Source organism: Sporosarcina sp. P19 (assembly GCF_002743165.1).
Lineage (GTDB): Bacteria > Bacillota > Bacilli > Bacillales_A > Planococcaceae > Sporosarcina > Sporosarcina ureae.
Genome location: NZ_PDYR01000005.1, coordinates 114,306 through 138,379, shown reverse-complemented (window position 1 = coordinate 138,379; position 24,074 = coordinate 114,306). Strand labels below are relative to the sequence as shown.

At 37.4% G+C, this 24,074-nt stretch carries 18 protein-coding genes; 17 read left to right on the top strand and 1 reads right to left on the bottom strand.

Going from position 1 to position 24,074, the window contains the following annotated elements; translation table 11 throughout:
• Nucleotides 1-475 precede the first annotated feature (475 nt).
• From CSV74_RS07680 to CSV74_RS07665, 4 genes are all read left to right on the top strand, one after another.
• Nucleotides 476-3,877 carry an S-layer homology domain-containing protein gene (locus CSV74_RS07680; RefSeq protein WP_099691242.1) on the top strand — a complete coding sequence of 1,134 codons (3,402 nt, stop codon included), beginning with the start codon at nt 476-478 and terminating at the stop codon, nt 3,875-3,877.
• Between the two features lie 187 nt (nt 3,878-4,064).
• Complete coding sequence (locus tag CSV74_RS07675) at nt 4,065-4,688, top strand: Ig-like domain-containing domain (protein WP_233190849.1); 624 nt, start codon at nt 4,065-4,067, stop codon at nt 4,686-4,688.
• A 67-nt stretch (nt 4,689-4,755) separates the two neighbouring features.
• Entirely contained in the window at nt 4,756-5,961 is a 1,206-nt protein-coding gene (locus CSV74_RS17080; protein ID WP_099691240.1) for an S-layer homology domain-containing protein, read from the top strand.
• A gap of 154 nt (nt 5,962-6,115) precedes the next feature.
• Nucleotides 6,116-6,967 (top strand): midas domain-containing protein, encoded by an 852-nt coding sequence (locus tag CSV74_RS07665; RefSeq protein ID WP_099691239.1) that lies wholly within the window; start codon nt 6,116-6,118, stop codon nt 6,965-6,967.
• Nucleotides 6,968-6,992: 25 nt separating this feature from the next.
• On the opposite strand, the gene CSV74_RS07660 is transcribed toward CSV74_RS07665, so the two are convergent.
• Nucleotides 6,993-7,487, bottom strand: coding sequence for a VanZ family protein (locus CSV74_RS07660; protein WP_099691238.1), 495 nt, complete (start codon nt 7,485-7,487; stop codon nt 6,993-6,995).
• Nucleotides 7,488-7,605: 118 nt separating this feature from the next.
• Here CSV74_RS07660 and CSV74_RS07655 point away from each other — a divergent pair, with 118 nt between their 5' ends.
• The 13 genes from CSV74_RS07655 to CSV74_RS07595 all read left to right on the top strand — a co-directional run bounded on the left by CSV74_RS07655 (nt 7,606) and on the right by CSV74_RS07595 (nt 24,043).
• Nucleotides 7,606-8,352 carry a YveK family protein gene (locus CSV74_RS07655; RefSeq protein WP_099691237.1) on the top strand — a complete coding sequence of 249 codons (747 nt, stop codon included), beginning with the start codon at nt 7,606-7,608 and terminating at the stop codon, nt 8,350-8,352.
• A complete protein-coding gene (locus CSV74_RS07650; protein ID WP_158231772.1) occupies nt 8,330-9,049 on the top strand; it encodes a CpsD/CapB family tyrosine-protein kinase in 720 nt (239 codons plus the stop codon). The genes CSV74_RS07655 and CSV74_RS07650 overlap by 23 nt, the downstream gene beginning before the upstream one ends.
• 57 nt (nt 9,050-9,106) lie before the next feature.
• Nucleotides 9,107-9,874 (top strand): tyrosine-protein phosphatase, encoded by a 768-nt coding sequence (locus tag CSV74_RS07645; protein ID WP_099691236.1) that lies wholly within the window; start codon nt 9,107-9,109, stop codon nt 9,872-9,874.
• Between the two features lie 70 nt (nt 9,875-9,944).
• Nucleotides 9,945-11,777 carry a polysaccharide biosynthesis protein gene (locus tag CSV74_RS07640; RefSeq protein ID WP_099691290.1) on the top strand — a complete coding sequence of 611 codons (1,833 nt, stop codon included), beginning with the start codon at nt 9,945-9,947 and terminating at the stop codon, nt 11,775-11,777.
• A 27-nt stretch (nt 11,778-11,804) separates the two neighbouring features.
• Entirely contained in the window at nt 11,805-13,139 is a 1,335-nt protein-coding gene (locus CSV74_RS07635) for a glucose-6-phosphate isomerase (RefSeq protein WP_099691235.1), read from the top strand.
• Nucleotides 13,140-13,185: 46 nt separating this feature from the next.
• A complete protein-coding gene (locus CSV74_RS07630) occupies nt 13,186-14,919 on the top strand; it encodes a phospho-sugar mutase (protein WP_099691234.1) in 1,734 nt (577 codons plus the stop codon).
• 11 nt (nt 14,920-14,930) lie between these two features.
• Nucleotides 14,931-15,809, top strand: a complete 879-nt coding sequence (gene galU, locus CSV74_RS07625; RefSeq protein ID WP_099691233.1) for a UTP--glucose-1-phosphate uridylyltransferase GalU — start codon at nt 14,931-14,933, stop codon at nt 15,807-15,809.
• Between the two features lie 635 nt (nt 15,810-16,444).
• Complete coding sequence (locus tag CSV74_RS07620; RefSeq protein WP_099691232.1) at nt 16,445-17,662, top strand: DegT/DnrJ/EryC1/StrS family aminotransferase; 1,218 nt, start codon at nt 16,445-16,447, stop codon at nt 17,660-17,662.
• An 81-nt stretch (nt 17,663-17,743) separates the two neighbouring features.
• On the top strand, nt 17,744-18,928 hold the full coding sequence (locus tag CSV74_RS07615; protein ID WP_099691231.1) for an ATP-grasp domain-containing protein: 1,185 nt from the start codon (nt 17,744-17,746) through the stop codon (nt 18,926-18,928).
• Between the two features lie 36 nt (nt 18,929-18,964).
• A complete protein-coding gene (locus tag CSV74_RS07610) occupies nt 18,965-19,981 on the top strand; it encodes an NAD-dependent epimerase/dehydratase family protein (RefSeq protein ID WP_099691230.1) in 1,017 nt (338 codons plus the stop codon).
• Nucleotides 19,982-20,001: 20 nt separating this feature from the next.
• On the top strand, nt 20,002-20,628 hold the full coding sequence (locus CSV74_RS07605; protein ID WP_369823703.1) for a sugar transferase: 627 nt from the start codon (nt 20,002-20,004) through the stop codon (nt 20,626-20,628).
• Nucleotides 20,629-20,657: 29 nt separating this feature from the next.
• Nucleotides 20,658-21,767, top strand: coding sequence for a glycosyltransferase family 4 protein (locus tag CSV74_RS07600; RefSeq protein ID WP_099691229.1), 1,110 nt, complete (start codon nt 20,658-20,660; stop codon nt 21,765-21,767).
• A gap of 1,151 nt (nt 21,768-22,918) precedes the next feature.
• A complete protein-coding gene (locus CSV74_RS07595; RefSeq protein WP_099691228.1) occupies nt 22,919-24,043 on the top strand; it encodes a glycosyltransferase in 1,125 nt (374 codons plus the stop codon).
• The last annotated feature ends 31 nt before the right edge of the window (nt 24,044-24,074 follow it).

Sequence of the window (24,074 nt, the reverse complement as noted above, 5' to 3'; positions counted from 1 at the left end):
ATCTACTAAACACGTCAACCAATAAACACTAGTAAGTTTAGAAATTTACTACTATTAAGTTACTATCTTGTAATCTAGTTAACTTGGTGATAGAATACGAAGTTGTAAGGATAATTTTCTCTATAGCATATAGCACAATACGTGCAAAGCGTTACGGTTGGTTGACCGCAAACAAAAAGGCTTGAACAGTTCCCATCTGTTCAAGCCTTTTTGTTTGGCAAAAATACTTTGCGTGCCCAAGATACTGTATTTAAAAAACACTATGGAAAATACTTGTATTTTGGTAATCTTTCGATACAATAGTAGATGGTATGAAAATAAATTGCCGTACCGTGCTATTAGACTATCATCTAGTTCAAGATTCAATTGACTTTTAGCACATTCTTATCTATACTTTAATGTGTAATGCTTACTACTTTCATACATAGGTAGTAATAGGCAAAAACAAGAGATATTACGAGGAGGAAATTATTTAATGGCTAACCAACCAACGAAATACCGCAAGTTTGTAGTAGGGGCTGCTTCAGCTGCACTAGTAGCATCAGCAGTAGCACCAGTAGCATTCGCGGCTGAATTCACAGATGTAAAAGACAACAACTCACACAAAGCAGCGATCGACGCTCTTTCTGATGCAGGTGTAATCTCAGGATACCCAGACGGCACATTCCAACCTAACAAAACACTTACACGTTCTGACGTTGTAAAGTTGATGGGTAAATGGTTAGTGTCAGAAGGATATAAAGTTCCTACTGATTACAAAACTAAACCACGCTTCTCTGACTTGAAGACTACATCTAACGATGAGCTTCTAGAAATGTCTGCACTAGTGTATGACAACGGAGTATTCGTTGGTAAACCAGACGGTTCACTTGATGCTAACGGCGACATCACTCGTGAAAACATGGCAATCGTTCTTGTACGTGCATTCGACCGCGTATACGACGTTGATCTAGTTTCTTACGTGAAAGCACAAGAATTCAACAAAGACGTTACAGACCTTGGCAAAGCGAAAGCTGAAGCTCGTCCTGCTATCGACGTTCTTGACTTCTTCGACATCACAAACCCAGCTGCACCTGAGTTCAACCCGAAAAACACAACAACTCGTGGACAGTTCGCTTCATTCCTTTACAAGACTACTAAAGTTGACTTCGACGAAGTTGGCGGCGGAATTGTAGCTCCTGGTGTTGCTTCTGTTAAAGGCATCAACGCTACTACAGTAGAAGTAACAATGAAGGATAAAGTTTCTAACATTGATTCTTTGAAATTCACTATCGACGGTTTGACTGTATCTAACGCTGCAGTAAAACAAACTGACGACAAAACTGTTGTATTGACAACTGCTACTCAAAAGGGTGGAGAAAAGTACACAGTGAAGTTGGATGGCAAAGCAATCGGTACATTCACTGGTATCGAAGCAACAGTTCCTACTTCTTTGAAAATCACTAACCAATCAGTACAAGGTAAAACTGGACAACAGGTTATCCTTTCAGCTGACACTGGCGTGAAAAAAGCTGGTATCCCTGTAACTTTCAACGTGAAAGCTAACACTATCGGCACAACTAACAAAGACCAAGTCTTCGAAGTAACTACTAACGAAGATGGAATCGCAACATTCTCTTACACTCAATACTCAGCAGGAACTGACCAAGTAACTGCATACCCAACAGGAGCTCCAACTGTACGTGACACAGGTTATGTATTCTGGGGTGTTGACACAATCCTAGCGGTTGAAGAAGTAACTGTTGGAAACACAATCAACAACGGTGCAAACAAAACATACAAAGTTGTTCACAAGAACGCTACAACTGGTAAGCCGGTATCAGGCAAAGTACTAAACGTTTCATTACTTGAAAACGTGAACGTAACTCCTGACAAATTGTCTAACGCTACAGTTAACGGTGTGAAAGTTTCACAACTTAACAATGAAGACAATGCTAAAACTGCAACAATTACTACAGACTCTAAAGGTGAAGCTACATTCACAGTTTCAGGTTCAAATACAACTGCAACACCAATCGTATTCGATCGTAACGTTGTAGGTAAAGAATCTACTTATGAAGCTAGCCTACTACAAACGAAAGCAAACACAGTTACATTCACTGCACAGCAAGTTGAATATGCTATCGAATTAACTCGTGATGGCGGAGAAGTTGCTGCTAAGGGTGTTAAAAACGGCCGTAAGTACAACGTAGTAGTTAAGAACAAAGATGGTAACATCGCTAAAAACGAAACTGTTAACATTGCATTCAACGAAGATTTGGATCGTGTAATCTCTACAAATACATCGGCTCAATTCATCAAAACAAATGACGACAAAACGGTAGTATACAACGGTAAGCAAATTTCTGTTAAGACTGACAACGAAGGTAAAGCATCATTCGTTATCGGTAGTGAATTTGAAAACGATTATGCAACTCCAATCGCTTGGATCGATGTTAATACACCGAATGCAGTTGAAGGAAAATTAGATCAAGGCGAGCCATTTACAATCGCTCCAATTTCTTACTTTAAAGCAGCATACCTTGACGGTGCAGCATTGAAAGTTTACAACGGAAACAAAGAAACATCTACGTTTAAAGGTAGCGAGACTGCAACGTTCAAAGCATCTCTTGTTAACCAAAGTAACAAGGACATGGCTAACACTTCTATCAAAACTGCAACATACACAGTATTCAATACTGGTGCAAATGACGTAGTGGTTGCTGGTCAGATTGTTTCTCCAAACCGTAGCTACACAGTAACAACAGCAGCTCCAAACACAAACTTGGAAGTTAAACCTTCACAAGACAAGAATGCTTCAGTACGCGTAGTAGCTACTGGAATTGCTATCGATACAGATGGTAAGGACTATGCATTCACAGCGAAAGAAGCAACAGCTTCTTTCACATCTTCAACTCAAGTTTCTGACCTTTACACAGGTGTAGTAAAATCTTACGACACTAAGAAAGAAGAACTTACTTTCGACGGTAAAGAAGCAGTTAAATATGCTGGAGAAAAAGGCAAAACGTATGAGTACAAAGGAATTGGTAATACACCAATCGCTACTTCTGAAGACTTCATCAAAGAATTGAAAAAAGGTAAAGTTACAGTTACTCGTGAAGTAAAAGATAACAAAGTTACTTTCTACATCATTGAGCAAACTGCTGGTAACCCACCAACAGACGTAACAGCACCTGACGTAGTTGTACCATCTGAAGGTCTTGTATTCACATCAGCAGTAGCTGAAGCGGCTAACGATAGCGTTGGACCTGGATTTGGAGCGGTTGCTTACGACATCCAAGGTACAGTAGCAGATGCTGGCGTTTCAGAAGTGAAACTTACTTTCACTGGTGAAGACGAAACAGTAACTGAAACAGTACCGGTTGTTGACGGTAAAATCGTATTCAAAAAATCTATGACAGACTTCTTCGGTTACTTCAACAAAGTATCTGCAAGCTACACTGTTAACGGTGTAACGAAGACAACTGAAAAAGATCTTGTACTAAGAATCGTTGGCGAAGCACAAATTACTGAAACAACAGTTGATGTTGACGGTAAAACAATCGGTTTCACTGATATCGTAGGTGCAAGTGCTAATCTAGACTTGACAACACTTGCTCCATCAGCAACTGCTACTGATATCAAAGTTACAGTAACTGAAGACTCTACGTTTTCTATGACATACGGTAACAAAACTAAGAGTGTTGAGTTAACAAGAGGCGAGAACCAAGTTTCTACAGCAGACTTGTTCCCGGGTCTTAACCCAAGCACTAACTTAACAGTAGGGTTCTTACAAAACCTTCAACCTTCCGGAACTCTAGAAGTTGCTACTAAATTAGTAGCTGGTGGAGTTACTAAAACTGGTACTCTAACTATTTCTTACGATCCTAAACAGTAAGTCTTAGTCATATTGGAAGACGGTTATTTATAGTAATGAATGAGCTGCAGACGAATTCCGATAAGTATGGAATTCATCTGCAGCTTTTCTATATAATAAAATGAATAATCATTGTTAAGGTGAGCTGTAAAGAGGTTTCATCCTATAATATATACACAAAAAGGGGTTGGAGAATTAAGTGAAGATCATGAAAAAAGGAATCATAACAGTTATTGCTATGGTTATGCTGATGTTAGCGGTGCCTGTAACGAGCTCAGCAGAACTACTATGGACAAAGAATGAAACACCGGTATTTGCTAATAAGAACTGGGAGATCACGTTCAATAAAGATGTAGATGCAGAAACGATCAATTCAAGTACAGTCTATGTGCAAGATGCAAAAGGAAATACTCAAAAGTCAACTCCGAAATTAGTAAACGGTAAAACAGTAGTCGTGCCAGCGCCGTCAAAAGGATATGTAGAAGGCAATGATTATACACTTTATATTGATAAGACTGTACAATCGACAAAACAGCAAAAACTAACTGACGGTATTAAAATGAATTTTGCGATTGAAAGTATTCAGGATTATATAGTAGGCGCATGGAAAGGTGATTACATCGGCATCAACTTCCTGGCAATCTTCCATCCTGACTACACGAGCACTGTAATATTAGATGATGAGACTGAAGTAGGTGAGTATACTATCTCCGGAACGAATATGACGATGCGATTATTGGATGAAAAGAGAACAGGTAGAGTAGATAAGATCTCGAAAAATAAATTTACGATCACAAGTGCATCGGGTAAAGTCGTCACTTTCACAAAGTAAGTAGGGAATTAGTCGAAATATGTTACACTAACTTTTGAAGTGCTTAAATACATTGGAGGTAGATTAAATGAAAAAGAGTTCAAAAGTATCACACAAATTATTCAAAGCAACACTAGCAACGACAGTAGTAGCAGGAGCGTTTGTTGCAGCTGTACCAACAGAAGCAGCAGTAAGCTTCAAAGACGTTAAACCTGGAGTGCATTACTTTGAGCCGGTACTAGAATTAGCTGGTCGCGGAGTAGTAAAAGGATATGAAGACGGTACATATCGTCCAAACGCTTCAGTAACTCGCGCTCAAGCGGCGAAAATCTTAGCTCACGTATTAGACTTGGATACAACGAATGTCAAGGATCCTGGTTTCAGCGATGTGAAAAAAGGAACACCGTATTACGGCCCAATCGCAGCATTGGCTCAAGCAGGCTATATCAAAGGATATGAAGAAAATGGCGTAAAGTCATACAAGCCTAACGCTAACTTGACTCGTTCACAAATGGCTAAAATTCTTACACTAGGTTTTGACTTAAAAGAGAGCACATTAGCTGCTAATCGTTTCAAAGATGTAAAACCAACAGATGCATATGCAGGATATGTAGCTGCATTATTAGCACTAGATATTACTACAGGTACAACACCTACTACATTTGCGCCAAACGGTTTAGTGACAAGAGGACAGATGGCAACATTTGTCGTACGTACAGAAGTAGCGCTTAAAGATGAAACGCCGGAACAGCCGAATCCAGAAGAACCGGAAACACCTAATCCGGAGCAACCAGAAACGCCAGACCCAGAACAGCCTGAAGTACCGGAAACTCCGGATCCTGAACAACCAGAAACTCCAACACCACCTGTATTGACTGGTGAGCAGTTGTTCCAAACTAGCATCCAAAAAGAGTTAGAGAAGGTGAATACTTCATCAGATGCTGTAGCTATCTCATTTTCAGGTAGTACGTTCAACGTAGTACTCAAAAAGCCGGAGAGTACGGTTAATGACTTCTCTGCAGTAGCGAAGCCAATCTTTAATGCAATGAAAAAGAACACGGTTATCAACTCGGCAACGGTTTCAGTCATGATCGGTGGACAAGAAATTACGTTCACAGAGACGGGTATCGACAATAGCCAAGACTTCGATACGGTGTTGAGCAAAGCATTAGCTAAAGTAGGCCTTACAGGTGATTCCACACTAGGTGTACTAAAAGGTAGAACGGTTTCACTGAATGTAAAAGGATCAATCGAATCTAAACCATTCAATAGCACGTACCAATTTAAATTCTAATTCGCTATTCATTGAGTAATGTTAAAAGCCTTCTCGACTGTCGAGAAGGCTTTTGCATTTTATGTACAGGGTGATAGTTTTGTAATCTTCTGCTATCAAAATATCTCAAAATCTGTTAAAATTTAAATAGGATTAACTTATAAAGGAGATTATTATGAAGAAAAAATTTAAAATATTTTTATTGGCAATTCTTGCGTTGATTGTTGTAGGCGGGGGCTATCTTTTATACATTTTTCAGTTCAAAGAGTATGAAGTGGCAGATGAGGAAATTGAAGAAATTATGGAAAACCCATATGATATCACTCTACCGAACGGCACAAAATTAGTACTTGATTCTGAAGAAGAGCAAGATGGTAAGAAAAAAGATGAAACTACTGGCGCGGATAGTGAAAAATCAAAAGACTCACAAACGACAGGCGTTTCATCATCGAATTCAACAGGTGATAAGACAGCAGCAGGTTCTACAGCCGATGGCGCAACGAACTCAGATCAAGGCCAATCAACAGCTGGACAAGCAAATGATGCAAAACAACCTGTTAATGGGAACTCTACAAGCTCCACAGACAAGTCAGCCGGTGATAAAAACACTGCCACCAAACCTGCTACTACTCAACCTGCATCAGGTAGCACGGGATCCGGAAATCCTGAAAACAAAAACACTGTAGCTACTATCAAGAAAAAGTATGAGCCTACAGTAAATGAACTACAAGGACAAGTGGACAGTAAGATTGATTCTTTAATTAGCCGTGCGAAAAATGAATACAGTACGAAAAAAGCAAACGGTGAAAGCGTCAATTATGCGTATTTCTATAATAAATATATGACGGCTGCGGAAGGTTTAGAAGCGCAGACGGATGCGGCGTTCAATGGTGTGGTCAAGTCGCTTGAAAAAGATCTACAAGCAAACGGCTATGATAAATCATATTCTAAGAGTGTGAAAGATGAATATGCAGCACAAAAGAAAGCACGTCGTGATAGTATCATGAGTAAAGCAATGGGTAAATAACCAAAAAGAACGGCTACTCTAAAAGTTAACTCTTTAGAGTAGCCGTTCTTTTTTTGCGGGATATCATACGAATCGCTAAATGTATTATAGATAAGAAGCACAAAGCGCCTGACATATTTAATACGACATCGCGAATAGTTGCAGTCCGGCCACCAGTGAAGTATTGATGCATTTCATCAGCACATGCAATAAGCAGCGTAATGGCTAGTGCGATGATGAATCGCGGAGTGCGGGATGGTAACGATAGATAGATTCCAGTCGCGAGCAGTCCGAATAATACAAAATGTGCGCCTTTACGTAATAAGAATTCGATGAAACGGTAATAGCCACGTTCTTCAACGGAAATAATGTTCCCCCAATAAGGGATGGATAATTTGGCTAATACAGATTCAAATGGCTTGTCCGGTAAGAGGTTTTCTAATGTAGGAATTAGAGATTGTTGTTCATAAGTTTGACTGGAAGAAATGAATAAACTGCCGATAATAGAAATGGCGAGTACAAGTGCGAATGTTTTTTTCATAGTGTTATCATATCATAATCAGACACAGAAACTATATTTATATGGAAATTCGATAGGTTTCAATATGTATTTATGCTATACTATACACAAGTTTGCCGAAAAGGAGCAATATTATATTATGGAAGAAACGATTAGTTTACAGGAGTTATTTTCTACGTTAAAAAAGCGATTAGGGTTAATCATAGGAACTATGATAGTAGCAGCAGCTATTGCGGCAGTTATTAGCTATTTCTTTATAACGCCGATCTATCAAGCGTCCACTCAGATTTTAGTGAATCAGCAAAATGTAGAACAGCAACAATTCAATTCACAAGATATTCAAACGAACTTACAACTGATCAATACATACAATGTCATTATCAAAACACCGGTCATCTTATCACAAGTCATTGAAAGATTAGACTTAGATACAACACCGGCTGCGCTAAGCTCTCAGTTGACGGTAAATAGTGAACAAAATTCACAAGTCGTGAATGTCACCGTACAACACCCGGAAGCACATATGGCAGTGGATATCGTCAATACGACGGCAGCGGTATTTCAAAAAGAGATTGTGAATTTGATGAATGTGGACAATGTAGATATATTGTCGCCAGCAGCTTATGCGGAGATTCCAACGCCAGTAAAGCCAAACAAAGAATTAAACGTAGCGATTGCTGCAGTAATAGGCCTAATGATTGGTGTCGGAATCGCATTCTTACTTGAATACCTCGATACGACAGTGAAGACAGAACAGGATATAGAAGAGTTGCTCGGGTTACCAGTGCTAGGTCTAGTAAGTCCGATCTCTGATAAGGAATTCCATAAAGCAACTGATGTTCCTCAGAAAGGATCCGATGCACATGTCAAAAAAGCGCATATTTAAAAAGAAAAGGCAGCCAAAGCAAGCCGTGGCGCGTAAGTTAGTTGCACATAGTACTCCAAAGTCTATCGTCTCCGAACAATTTCGTACAATACGAACGAACATCAATTTCTCTATGCCAGATGAAGAATTGAAATCAATTCTTTTCACTTCTGCAGCCCCTGGTGAAGGTAAATCTACATCGTCTGCCAATACAGCTGTCGTATTTGCTCAAGAAGGGAAAAAAGTCCTTTTGATTGATGCGGATATGCGGAAGCCTACCACACATTATACATTTTCTAGAATGAATGCAACGGGCTTATCCAATCTATTAACTCGTCAATGGGAAATCGATGATATTATTCAGCAAACTGATATCGAAGGATTAGATCTCATTACAAGTGGGCCGATTCCACCGAATCCAGCTGAACTCCTTGGTTCCAAAACGATGGATGCACTAATAGAAAAACTTGAAGGAAAATACGACTTGATTATATTTGATGCGCCACCAGTTTTATCTGTAACGGATGCGCAAATTTTGTCCAATAAAGCAGATGGAACCATTCTCGTATTGAATGCTGGCACTACAGAAAAAGAAAGTATAGTAAAAGCTAAAGAGGCATTAGCATCCTCACAAGCAAATATTTTAGGGACGATTCTAAATAACTTTATACTACAAAAAGACCATTACTACTATCAGTATTATGGAAATGAAGAGTGAAAAGGCCTAGTGCTTTTTCACTTTTCTTCGATAGAGTAAGGCGCTAGGAGGAAACAAATGATTGATATGCATAGCCATCTTTTATTTGGCGTTGATGATGGTCCAGAGACGATGGAAGGCACGATGCGAATGATTGAAGAAGCAGCGGCCGAAGGAATTACCCACCTCGTTGTTACGCCTCACGCTTACAGTCCACAGTACCACGTGCCAGTTGAAGAAGTGAAAAGTCAAGTTCGTATGATCAGTGATATTATTTCGGCAGCAGGAATTGAGCTAACTTTGTCTACTGGTCAAGAAGTACGTATTCATGAGCACTTGATTGAGAACTTACTAGACAAGGAAATCCTCACTTTAGCAGACTCACGTTATTTGCTATTGGAGCTACCGACCCAACATGTTCCTGCCTATACAGTGAAAATCATACAATCGCTACTTGAAGAAGGAGTAGTGCCTATCATCGCACACCCTGAGCGCAATAAAGGCATAGCCGAGAAGCCGGAGCGTCTTGAGCGACTCGTCCGTCATGGTGCACTTGCTCAAGTGACAGCGGGAAGCCTCGCAGGCCATTTTGGAAAGAATGTGCAAAAGTTATCCATTCAACTCATTGAAGCCAACTTGATCCATGCATATGGATCGGATGCCCATAACACAGGAAATCGTCCATTCTTGTTCACTAAAGGACTAGAAGTTCTTGGCAAAAAGGTCGATCAGGAAACAGTGGACATGCTTCTGCAAAATAATCAACGAATTATTTCCAATAAACTGCCAACTATTTACGAACCAGAAATCCCTATAACTAAAAAGTGGTGGCAACTAATTGGTTGAGCTGTTATTGTTAGTATAACTCGAAACTTGAAAATAAAGGAAGATTCATAACATGAAAGGAGGAAAAGACATGACATTCCGCAAACGAATGACGATGCTCATCGCAACTGACTCGATCATTGTTTTATTGTCTATTTATATTGGGTACTTTATGCTTCATCCAATGACCTCTGTACTATTCAATAAAATGCTATTCATCAGTGCCATCACCATTCAGATCGCACATCACTTTTTTGCTTGGTACTATGGTCTATATCGAAAAGCTTGGTCGTATGCATCTATCGGAGAATTGAAGTCGATTGTCAAAGCCGTAACGTACACGATTCTCGTCGTAGCAGCCCTACAATTCACCCTTACACAAGATGTCTACGTACGCGCATTGGCCATCACGTGGATGCTACACGTACTGCTAATAGGTGGATCCCGTCTATCTTGGCGTCTAGTACGTGATGTAGTAGTGAAAGATAAAAGCGTTGTGATGAATCGCACGATGATTCTAGGTGCCGGACAAGCAGGTACGATGATCGCAAGACAAGTATTGAGTAATCCAGAATACGGCATGAAACCTGTCATTTTTATAGATGACGATAAAATGAAGCAAGGTCTCGAAATTTATGGTATACGTGTCTATAACGGAACTGAGAATATCCAACAACTTGTGGACATGCATCAAATTGATAAAATCGTCATCGCGATTCCCTCTATGGCAAGACAGCAAATGAGAGAATTAATGAAACGTTGTGTGGAAACAGGCGTTAAAACGCAAACGATTCCACGTATTGAAGACTTGATGACCGGAAGAGTGTCCGTTAAAGATATGCAAGATGTGAAGATTGAAGATCTACTCGGGCGTGATGAAGTACAACTCGATATGCATGCAATCGTGAAAAAACTAACGGGTAAAACAATCCTGATCACAGGAGCTGGCGGTTCGATTGGTTCTGAAATATGTAGACAAGTATTGGAATTTCGACCGAAGAAATTGATACTACTCGGTCATGGTGAAAACTCGATCTATACTATAGACATGGAACTGCGCCAAAAGGTTTCATCCAATACAGAAATATATCCAGTTATTGCAGATGTGCAAGATCGTACGCGCATATTTGATCTGATAAGCGAACTAAAACCAGATGTAATCTATCATGCAGCTGCGCATAAACACGTACCGCTCATGGAAGGTAACCCAATGGAAGCTGTGAAAAACAATATCTTCGGAACAAAAAACGTGGCAGAAGCTGCTAGATTCTTTGGCGTCTCCCACTTCGTTCTCGTATCGACCGACAAAGCAGTCAACCCACCGAACATCATGGGTGCGACGAAGCGCTTCGCTGAAATGATTGTGCAAAATTTGGCAAAAGACAGCGAAACAAAATTCGCAGCTGTACGATTCGGAAACGTCTTAGGTTCACGGGGTAGTGTAGTCCCGTTATTCAAAAAGCAAATTGCTAAAGGCGGACCGATCACCATTACCGATCCAGAAATGACGAGATACTTCATGACGATACCGGAAGCATCCCGTCTAGTCATTCAAGCAGGAACGCTTGCGCAAGGTGGCGAAGTGTTTGTCTTGGATATGGGTGAGCCGGTCAAGATTGTCGATTTAGCGAAGAACTTGATCAAGCTTTCTGGATATGAAGAAGATGAAATTGAAATTAAGTACTCTGGCATTCGTCCAGGGGAGAAGTTATTTGAAGAATTACTAAATGAAAACGAACGACAGAGTGAACATGTGTTTCCGAAGATTTATATTGGGAAAGCTACGCCGATTTCAGAGACGGAGCAGCTATATGTGCTGGATAAGTTGCCTGGTATGAGTAATGAAGAGTTGAAAGAGACGCTTGTTGGATTGGCTAATCGTAAGTTTGTGGAAGCACCAAAGAAAGAAGCGGAAGCATTATGAAATTATTACAAGATGGGAGGTTAGGTATTGTCACATATTACATTCGATTTTTCTAAAGCTAGTCAGTATTTTGGGAATTACAAAGTATCTTTTTTAGAGCAGACCGTAGAATCGATACACGAACAAATGCATAGTGGGGACAGCGAGCATAAAAATTATCTAGGCTGGCTCGATTTACCAGAAAACTATGATCGTGAAGAGTTTGAGCGTATTGAAAATACAGCGAAAAAGATTAAAGAGACTAGTGAGATACTAGTAGTGATTGGCATAGGCGGTTCGTATCTAGGTGCGCGTGCTGCTATTGAAATGTTGCAACACAGTTTCTATAACATGCTGTCCACTGAAAAAAGAGAAGCACCGCAGATCTTGTTTGTCGGCCATAATCTGAGCTCTACCTACATCTCTCACGTAATAGAAATGCTAAATGGAAAAGAATTCTCAATTAATGTCATCTCAAAATCAGGAACGACAACAGAACCTGCCATCGCATTCCGGATTTTCCGTAAGCTGCTTGAAGAGCGATATGGTAAAGAACAGGCACGAGAGCGTATCTTTGTGTCAACGGATCAAGAACGAGGCGCGTTAAAATTAATGGCGGATAAAGAAGGGTACGAAACATTCTCTATACCTGATAATATCGGAGGACGCTATTCGGTTTTAACGGTCGTTGGTCTATTGCCGATTGCAGCAAGCGGTATTGATATAAAAGAAGTCATGGAAGGTGCATTACAAGCACAGCATGAGCTTGAAGAATCAAAACTCGACTTGAATGCTGCATACCAATATGCAGTCATAAGAAACATTCTGTTCCAAAAAGGAATGGCGATCGAGATGTTCGTCACATACGAACCTGGACTCCATTTTCTTGCGGAATGGTGGAAGCAACTATTTGGTGAAAGTGAAGGGAAGGATCGCAGAGGAATTTTCCCAGCATCCGCTAACTTCTCAACAGATTTGCATTCATTCGGTCAGTATATACAAGAAGGACAGCGCAATTTATTCGAAACGATCATTACAGTCGAAAAGCCGAAATATGATGTTCTAATCGAAAGTGATGAAGATAATATCGATGGATTAAATTACTTGGCGGGGAAAACGGTAGACGAAGTGAATAAGAAAGCCTTTGAAGGAGCACTTGATGCACATATTGAAGGTGAAGTTCCTGGCTTAGTCTTCGAAATTCCAGCAATCGATGCTTATACGTTTGGCTATCTAGTCTATTTCTTTGAAAAGTCATGCGCGATGAGTTCGTACTTATTCGGAGTCAATCCATTTGACCAGCCAGGCGTAGAGCTTTATAAGACGAATATGTTCAAGTTACTGGATAAACCCGGGTATGAACAGAGAGATACAGTTCGTTGAGATTCAAAATACAATATACAACTTAACGTGAAGGGACCTACTAATCATGCAATGGAAAACAATAGCACAAAATTGGCTTAATCAGCTAACAAATGAAGATCCGATGAAAAATGAACTCACAGAGCTATTACGTAATGATCAACTAGCAGAGGATTGTTTCTATAAAGATTTAGAGTTTGGTACAGGCGGTATACGCGGTGTGATGGGTCCTGGAACGAATCGGTTAAATATTTACACGGTACGTAAAGTAGCACTTGGTCTTGCTCAGTACGTCGCAGAACAAGGGGAATCTGCTATGAAGCGTGGAGTAGCGATTTCTTATGATTCACGTCACTTGTCTGAAGAATTTGCGTTTGAAATGGCAAAGGTAATTAGTGGGCAAAGAGTCACAGCGTATTTGTTTGATGCGCTTCGACCGACACCACTGCTATCATTTGCAGTTCGTCACTTGCAGGCATTCGCCGGTGTAATGATTACGGCCAGCCATAATCCTCCAGAGTATAATGGCTTGAAAGTGTATGGAGAAGACGGAGCACAACTACCACCAGAAGCAGCAGACGTCATTATCAACTATATAGAGAAGTCAGGTTCAAATCTTATACAAGATACGATAAATACAGAACAGTTACAATCACAAGGTTTGCTCGTATCAATAGGTGATGCAGTCGATCAAGCATACATAAAAGAATTACAAACGATTCGAATCAATAAGGAAGTAAACGACGTGTCGATTGTTTTCACAGCACTTCATGGAACAGCTAGTAAACCTATGCAACAAACATTTGAATCGTTCGGCTTTGCCAATGTTCAGTATGTGAAAGAGCAGGAACAGCCTGATCCAAACTTTTCTACAGTGAAAAGTCCCAATCCTGAAGAAACAGGAGCGTTTGAGCTAGCTATTCAATACGGAGAAAAAGTTGGAGCAGAACTACTACTAGCGACAGACCCGGATGCAGACAGACTCGGAGTTGCAGTACGTGATGAACAGCAACAATTCAAGCTATTGACGGGTAACCAAATCGGTACAGTTATTTTAAATTACTTACTTGAAGAAAAACTGAATGCAGGAGAATTACCACGCAACAGTGTTGTCATGAAAACAATCGTATCCACAGACATAGTAAGTGCCATGGCTACCAAGCATGATATTGAAACGGTAAATCTATTAACAGGTTTTAAATTTATTGCAGAGAAAATTCTCGAATACGAGAAGTCAAAAGAGCATTCGTTTCTATTTGGTTTTGAAGAAAGCTATGGCTATCTAATTGGTGATTTCGTGCGTGATAAAGATGCTATCCAGACGGCTGCCTTTATAGGGGAGATCGCTGCGGTGTATAAAGCTAGAGGCAAAACCATATATCAAGTGTTGCAGGAAATCTATGAAGAATATGGCTTCTATAAAGAACAAACTTTATCTATCACGTTAGAAGGAAAAGGCGGAGCAGAGCAAATTACGCAAATTATGGATTCATTCCGAAATAATGCACCTTCTGCTATTCATGATATAAACATACAGCGAGTAGAAGACTATAACAGCGGTAAATCGATTGATTACATCACTGGAATGAAGTCGAGTATTCAATTGCCGACATCCAATGTATTGAAATACCATTTGGAAAACGGAGCTTGGTTCGTAATACGGCCTTCTGGTACTGAACCTAAATGTAAATTTTATTTTGCAACGAGAGGTCAGACAGAACAAGAAGCGGCAGAAACGTTAAAGATTATAAGTGACTCAGTACTAAATAGAGTACAGACAGAAATACTAGAAAAAGCATGAGGGTGAATGAAATGAAAAAAGTACGAAAAGCGATTATCCCAGCTGCAGGACTAGGTACAAGATTTTTACCCGCTACTAAAGCGATGCCAAAAGAAATGCTACCGATCGTGGATAAGCCAACTATTCAATATATCGTCGAAGAGGCTATCGCTTCAGGAATAGAAGATATTATTATTGTCACAGGGAAAGGAAAGCGTGCGATTGAAGATCACTTCGATATGAACTATGAGTTAGAAGAGAGCTTAGAGATTAAAGGTAAGCTTGAGCTATTAGAAAAAGTTCAGCAGTCTTCTAATGTAGAGATTCACTATATTCGTCAAAAGGAGCCAAAAGGGCTTGGACATGCCGTATGGTGTGCGCGCAAGTTTATTGGTGACGAACCATTTGCCGTATTATTAGGTGATGATATTGTGCAAAGTGAAGTCCCAGGGCTGAAGCAATTAATGGAACAGTATGACGAAACCCATGCTTCTGTAATTGGCGTGCAAACTGTCTTGGATAATGAAACAGATCGATATGGCATTATAGAACCCTCTAGTCAGACGGGTAGACGATACGCAGTAGAAAACTTTGTAGAAAAGCCTAAGCTTGGTACTGCACCTTCTAATTTGGCCATTATGGGTAGATATGTATTAACTCCTGAAATCTTTCAAATTCTAGAGAAGCAAGAGACTGGTGCTGGTGGTGAAATTCAGTTAACAGATGCGATTCAACAATTAAATCAAACTCAGCGAGTCTTTGCTTATGACTTTGAAGGTAAACGGTATGATGTTGGAGAAAAATTAGGTTTTATTACGACGACTATTGAATTTGCGCTTCAGAATGAAGAAATTAAAGATGAGTTGTGGGCGTATTTGGTTGAGAAGATTGGAGAGTTGAAGTCGGTTTGATGTTGAAAAGGTTTCGTAAGGTGTTTTCTTTGTCTCAATAAAAAGGGAACAAGTTGCATTATAAGGCCCCCTTCTTTTTTGAAATTAACTAGGTTGCATTTTAGTATCGTATGTTTACTATGAAAACTTATTTCGAGCATTTAATTTATTAAACGGACTAATTAAATAATCATTAAACATAGAAGCGAAGACTTTCAGGAGAGTGTAAAACTTATAAATGTTTTAACTGTCATAATATATCAAGTGTCGATTTACCTTATTAGTAGCAAGGGATAGTCCATAATAGTAAGCAGGGTAATAAAGCATGTGATTCTATTGAAGAAGGGGTTAGTTTTACAAGAAATATTTTGGGATATATTTTGTGTGTCACTAGAGTAGTTATGAGGAATTGACTATTGACTATTGAGTTTGAGTGACTTAATGAAAGGAACTTTCTGATAACACTTTCGCTTTTAGTATACGAATATTTTGTTTTTATGTGCCCGATTGAATAAATATTACTAGAGGACTTCTCAAAGTAGATAAGATTTAGTGGGGTAGTAGTTGGTTGGAATGGAATAAAAGAGGATTCCAATTAAGTCCTAGCAAACTAAAATGCTTTAAGAATTAAATTAGAATAAAGCGAGGTAATTGAAATGATGAATTCCGAATTTAGAAATATTCCTTTTTCACCGCCAGATGTAACAAATGCAGAAATTGATGAGATTATAAATGCGGTGAAATCCGGTTGGATCACTACTGGACCTAGAACTAAAGAGTTTGAAAATAGAATAGCTGAGTACGTTGGTGTAAATAAAGCTGTATGTTTAAGTTCAGCAACAGCTTCTATGGAACTTACGCTTCGTATTTTAGGTATAGGTCCTGGTGATGAGGTCATCACTTCAGCCTATACCTATACAGCATCTGCCTCTGTTATAGAGCATGTTGGAGCGAAAATTATACTTGTTGACACCGCGCCAGATTCCTTTGAAATGGATTATTCAAAACTTGCCGATGCAATTACTGAAAAGACAAAAGCGATTATTCCAGTTGATATTGCTGGAATCATGTGCGATTACGAAACTATATATAAAATAGTAGAAGAAAAGAAAAAGAAATTCAAGCCAAATAGTGAACTTCAATCTCTACTTAATAGGGTAGTAGTTATGACTGATGCTGCCCATGCTTTTGGTGCTGAGAGAAATGGAATGAAATGTGGGAAAGTTGCGGATTTTACTTGCTTTTCTTTTCATGCAGTTAAGAATCTTACAACGGCCGAAGGCGGTGCTGTTGTGTGGCGTAATGATCTTGGATTAGATGATGAGTGGCTTTATAAGCAATTCATGTTGTACAGTCTACACGGTCAATCCAAAGATGCGCTTGCTAAAACTCAAGTTGGTGCATGGGAATATGATATTGTCTATCCAGCTTACAAATGTAATATGACTGATATTATGGCGAGTTTCGGCTTAATCCAGCTTAAAAGATATAACAGTCTTTTGGAAAGAAGAAGAGAGATTATTGCGATGTATGATAAGTTGTTTTTGCAATTGGGTATTAAAAGATTGAAACATTACGGTGAGAACTTCGCTTCATCAGGTCATCTATATTTAGTAAGGATACCTGGAATTAATGAAGAAATTAGAAATGAAATTATTGTGAAAATGGCTGAAGCCGGTGTTGCTTGTAATGTACACTATAAGCCATTACCTATGTTTACAGCCTATAAAAATTTGGGATTTGATATCAATAATTACCCAAATGCTTTTAAACAGTATGTTAATGAAATTACCCTTCCACTTCACACTTTGTTGAGTGATAAGGATGTGGAGTATGTGGCTAAGAAATTTAAGGAATTAATCAAAAGAATATAAAACGTATAAAGTCATATTTCAACAAACATAAATAAATGTATGTATAATAATCATTTTTAGCGATGCACGAAAGGTGATAATATGAAAAAAATTCTAATAATTGGTGCTGGAACTTTGCAAATACCCGCTATAATAGAAGCCAAAAAGATGGGTTTAAAAGTTGCGACATTTGACTTTGATAAAAATGCACCAGGATTTGAATTGGCAGATGAGGCATATGTAATTAGTACAATTGATATAGATAATGCTTTGAAGAAAGCGAAAGAGATAAATCCCGATGGTGTGATGACGCTAGCTAGTGATATGCCTTTACGTACAGTTGCAGCTATTGCAAAAGAGTTGGATCTTTGCGCTGTCTCTGAGGAAACAGCATATGCAGCTACGAATAAAGCAATGATGCGTGAGCAACTTAAAGAATATGGGGTTCCAATTCCTCTTTTTTATAAAGTCACAACAAAAAGCCAATTTGATAAGCGTGTAAATCAATTTAGAGGAAAAAAATTCATTGTAAAGCCCTCGGACAGTTCAGGTAGTAAAGGTGTTTATTTATGTGATGATCATACCGATATGAGTCATGTTTATGATTATAGTATGGCATACTCTAATGCTGGAGAAATATTAATCGAAGAGTATATGATTGGTCAAGAAGTTAGTGTTGAAACATTTGCGGTAAATGGTCAGATTAATGTTATTACAATTACTGATAAGATCACTACCGGCCCACCATTCTTTGTAGAAATGGGGCACACTCAACCTTCCAAGTTGAGTGTTGAAGTTCAAGAACAAATAAGAGATATTGCAATTTCTGCAAATAAAGCATTAAATATTCAAAGCGGTCCATCGCATGTAGAAATCATAGTTACTCAAGAAGGACCTAAAGTAGTGGAACTGGGTGCCAGACTTGGAGGTGATAATATTACCACTCACCTAGTACCTTTATCAACAGGAGTTAACCTTGTTAGGGCTTGTATCAAAGAATCACTTAAAGAGGAACCAGATTTAAGGAGGAGCCTAAATAAGTCAGCGGCAATACATTACCTAAAATGTCCAATAGGGCAGATTACTTCCATTACTGGCTTAGAGGTTGTAAAGAAAATAGATAGGGTTATTGAGTTAAAGTTATTTAGGAAAATTGGAGATACAGTGACAGAGGTCCAAAATAGTAATGAACGAATTGGCTATTTCATCTGTATCGGAGATTCAATAAAAGATACTACAGAACTAAGTGAATATTTAATGGATGAAATTGTTAAAATTAATGTTTGAACAATATAACAAAATTCGGTAAAAGGGGAATTAGATATGATAGTAGTAATTGGTGCCACTGGCTTTATAGGATTATATACCGTTGAAAAATTAATAAAATCAGGTTATAAAGTTATGGCTACAGGAAATAAAAATAAAATTGCAGGAGAATATTTAGAATCAATAGGAGCTAAATATATCCACTTTGATATGACAGATGAAAATGATATAAACAAACTGCCGAAAGAGGATGTCGAAGGTGTAATTCTTCTTGGAGGACTTCTTCCTGCAAATGCAAAAGTAAATTTGGATAAGGATGAAAATGCTGCTGACTATATAAAAATAAACACCTTAGGAACCATTAATATATTAGAATATTGCAGAAAAAACAGGGTGAAGAAATTAATTTCTACAACTACCTATTCTGATGTTTTCAAGTCTTGGAAAAAGGACATAGCATTAAAAGAAACTGAACCAAGAAACTTTTCGCTTCAAGGTGATCATGCAGCATACGCAATTTCCAAAAATGCATCAACAGATTTAATTGAATATTATAGTCAACAACATGGTTTATCAGGGGCGGTTTTCAGACTTCCACCAGTCTATGGAATTGGACCGCATGACATAATTTACGATAATGGAATTAGTAAAAAAAGTGGAATCACTATTTTTATAGAAAAGGCTATGAAAGGTGAACCCATTGAAGTTCATGGTGATCCAAATCTTTCGCGGGATATAATATATGTGAAGGATGTTGCAGATGCTTTTGTTAAAGCCATGAAAAGCGATAAAACTCAAGGACTTTATAATATGACCTCTGGTGTTAGTCTTACATTAGAAAATCAGATAAAAACAGTAATAGATGTCTTTTCAGATAATGAAAAATCAGAGATCCTATATAGGCCCGAAATAAAAAACAGTACTCCTTCATACCTTTTTGACATGACAAAAGCAAAGCACGATTTTGATTTTGTCCCAGAGTTTAGTAATTATAAGAAAATGATGGAGGATTATAAAATAGAAATGGAAAGCGGTAGATTTAACTTTTTTATTAAATCTAGAAAAAAATCTTAATTAAGTAGGGTGTTAAAAAATTGAATATATATTTAGTGTTTAAAAGATTTATGGATATAGTACTATCATTATTGGCCTTACCTATTGTGCTAGTAGTTATATTGGTTTTTGGAATAATGATTAAACTTGAAGACAAAGGACCAATTATATATAAAAGCAAGAGAGTTGGAAAAAAAGGCGAAATTTTTAACATGTTTAAGTTGCGTAGTATGTATATCAATGCACCAGATATAAGGTTAGAGGATGGAGCCACTTATAATTCAGAGAGCGATTCGAGAGTGACAAGAATAGGGAAATTTATTCGTAAAACAAGTATTGATGAGTTACCGCAGGTGGTTAATGTACTAATAGGTAATATGAGCATAATTGGACCACGTCCCAGCACTCCTTACTGGTTAAGTATTTGTAGTGAGGAAGAAAAAGAGATTTTGACAATATCACCAGGGTTAACGGGATATAATCAAGCATATTTCAGAAATTCGATTAGTGATGCCGAAAAATATCGGAACGATTTAATTTATGTTATGAACATGTCCATTATTTTTGATCTCAAAATTTTCTTGAAAACCATAGCCGTTGTGCTGACGAGAAAAGGTGTTAATAGAAATAATGAAATCTATATAAAACCAAGAGATAACAAATTTTAGAATTTTTAGTAGAGTAACGAGGTGTATTAATGAAAGTAGGAATTTCCTCAATTCGAACAAAAGATATGGGGATTAATAGACATGAGCTTATCAACAAGTTACAAACTTTAGGGCATAGTGTTACTTATATAGGTCGAGATTCAGATAGTAACATTCATCAAGATTATGAAAGATTTCAAGTTCCATTCTTAACTATTCCTTTGGGGAGGAGTAATACTAATCCTTTTAAAGAGATTGAGACAATCATAAAAACCAAACAAGTCTTAAAAGAAAACGAGATAGATGTACTAATTTCTTATGGAATTAGGACTTTCCCCACAATGGTAGTAGCAGCAAGATTAGCAGGCGTAAAAAAAGTACTTTGCATTGTTAACGGTTCTGGGCGGTTATTTCAATTAACGGGTATTAAGGGATTTTTAGTGAAGTGTATTTCTTATCCTATGTTATGGATTGCTTTTCTTTTGAGCGATAGTATATTTTTTCAAAACCCTGATGATAAGAATATGATTAAAGGAAAAGGGTTGTTATGGAAAAGGAATTATGAAACTATTAATGGGTCGGGCGTTAATTTAGAGGAATACCCGTTTTGCAAGTTGGAAAGAAAGCCAGTTTTCTCAATGATTAGCCGATTAACTGGAAGTAAAGGGGTAAATGAATATATTCAAGCTGCCTCCTATGTTAAACAAAAGTATCCAGAGGCATCATTCTATTTAATTGGACCAATCGATGAAGAAGATTTCAGTATTAATATGATTGAACTGCAGAAATCTGTAAAAAATGGAATAATAAATTTAATTGGGAAAGTTGATGATGTAAGACCATATATTATTCAATCTAGGATTTTTGTACTTCCGTCTTATTATCCGGAGGGAATACCAAGATCCATTCTCGAAGCAATGGCTATGGGAAGACCTATAATTACCAATAATTCACCTGGGTGTCGGGAAACGGTCATTGATGGAAAAAATGGTTTCTTGATACAACCCAAGGATGTTAAAGAACTATCCGACAAAATGATCTGGATGATAAATAATGAAGATCCAGTTTTAGCAATGGGGAAATATAGTAGGGAAATATGTGAAGAAAAGTTTGATATACATAAAATAAATAATCTTATGCTTGCAAAACTATTTCAGTAATTTTATTTGTATGTAATCAAACGATCCAAGGTGAAATTTTCGAATTAATAACATTCATCATTTGTTTAACTTTCTAAGATTGTCAGATCAAGTCAAGTCGAACATTGAAGATAATTCATGAATATCTCAACATGGGAATTGAAATTCAGCAATTTTCTTGGGCCAGGATTGAAATTAAATAGTTGCATGTTGAGTCAATTTACTGAAGTCAGTTCCTGTGAGTTACTTGTACCATTCACATCCATATGTACTTTCATAAGTGCTACGCTAGTCCGAAACACCGGAATAAGTGAAGTGAAATGAAAGATCTATGGCCTTTTAAATTCAACCCACAAGTGAGATTCTTTATCAGCCTCAGTTGTAATGGATTTCAAACATCTTAGGAAGGTGTTTGATAAGAGAAAATTACTCTTTAATTGTGCCATTTTCCATTTCTGATGCAGGTTTTTTAGCGATTTTAATACACCACTTCTTACTTTAATGTAAGTATTTTAGTATCACATAATATACAGACCACCGTAACCATTTTCCTGTGTTTGCTTTCACCTTCAGGAGAGCCAAACGCACAAAATTCTTTTTCAATTAGAGCATCTTATGAGGTGTCTTTTGTTCATTATTTTTCAGTTTCTTGCCTTCAAGGTCGAGAAGTTCTGCGACAAACGAAATAGTTCCATAGCAACATATTTTTTTAACACTTATAATATAAAGCTTTGCAGTCTGAATTCAATAACATCCGCCAATCATTTTAAACTACCAATCCTTCTTCAATTGAACAAGAAGTAGTGTAATATTCTAAGATATTGTTGTCATTTTACAAGCTCAGTTTTCATGTTTACTATCTTAGCAGATATTTGCTTTAACTGTACTATAAGTAGAAATACACTTTAGTTTAAAGTAAATCGTATTGTGACAACTCTTTAGATGCTGCGCGATATATCTTAGGGAATTGGTAGTAATGATGTTTTGTACAAATAAAAAGTATTCCCGTGAAAATGTGTGAATATCTCATCGGGTGTCTTCCTTTATTAATTAAATGACGTTTACTATTGATTATCCAATTAAGCTGTTTTATTTATCTACAGTTATACTTAATATTATAATCCAAATCTTTAAAAACAAAGTGCTTTATTAGTGATTAGGAGAGAATTAATTTGAAAATACTCCATCTTATAAGTAGTTTAAGTTCAGGTGGCGCACAGAAGTTAGTGGAAGATACAGTCCCATTGATGAACGATTCGGAAAATATTGAAGTAGAAGTACTAGTATTAAATAATGAAAATAATGTTTTTGATAAAAATTTAATAAGGAAAGGTATTAAAATACATGTAATTACTTTAAATCGGTCACGAAATCCAATTAATATTTATTATATTAGAAAGTATATAACAAAAGGAAAATATGATATTGTTCACGTTCACCTTTTTCCTACTAATTACTGGTCAGCGTTGGCTTCAATAACTTTATTTAATAACAAGCCTGACTTTATTTATACTGAACATAGTACTCATAACAGAAGAAGAAATAAATGGTACTTATACCTTATTGAAAAGTTTATATACTCTTGTTATACGAAAATAATTTCAATAAGTCCTAACACTCAAGCTAATCTTATAGAATGGCTAAATGTAAAGGGTGAATATTCTAGTAAATATAAAGTTATTGAAAATGGAGTAAACATAGGACGATTTGTTGAAGCAAAGCCATATCAAATAAAAGAAATTGATATAAAATTATGTGGACATGAGAAATTAATATGTATGGTTGGACGTTTCTCTAGGCAGAAAGATCAAGCGACTATTATTAGGTCAATGAAACTTTTACCCAATGATATTCATCTTCTACTAATTGGTGAAGGTGAATTAAAACAAGAAAATGAAGATTTATCCAAAAGTTTAGGGGTTGCTAATAGGGTGCATTTTCTGGGGTTTAGAAATGACATTGATAGGATACTTAAGACAGTCGATATAGTAATATTATCATCACATTGGGAAGGCTTCGGTTTGGCAGCTGTAGAAGGAATGGCAGCAGCCAAACCAGTTATTGCTAGTAATGTCCCAGGTTTGTCAGAGGTCGTAGAAGGGGCAGGTTTGCTATTTGAAAAAGGAAATTATAATCAACTTTCTAATATAATTCGAGACCTCTTAATGAATGAAAGTTATTATCTTAATATTTCAGAAGCATGCTTAATAAGAGGAAGTTGTTTTGATATTAATAAAATGGTAACAGCCTACATCAAAGTCTATGAAGAAGTTTCAAAAGGTAATATAAAACAATAATACCTTAAATAAAATTTTATACATATGGCGT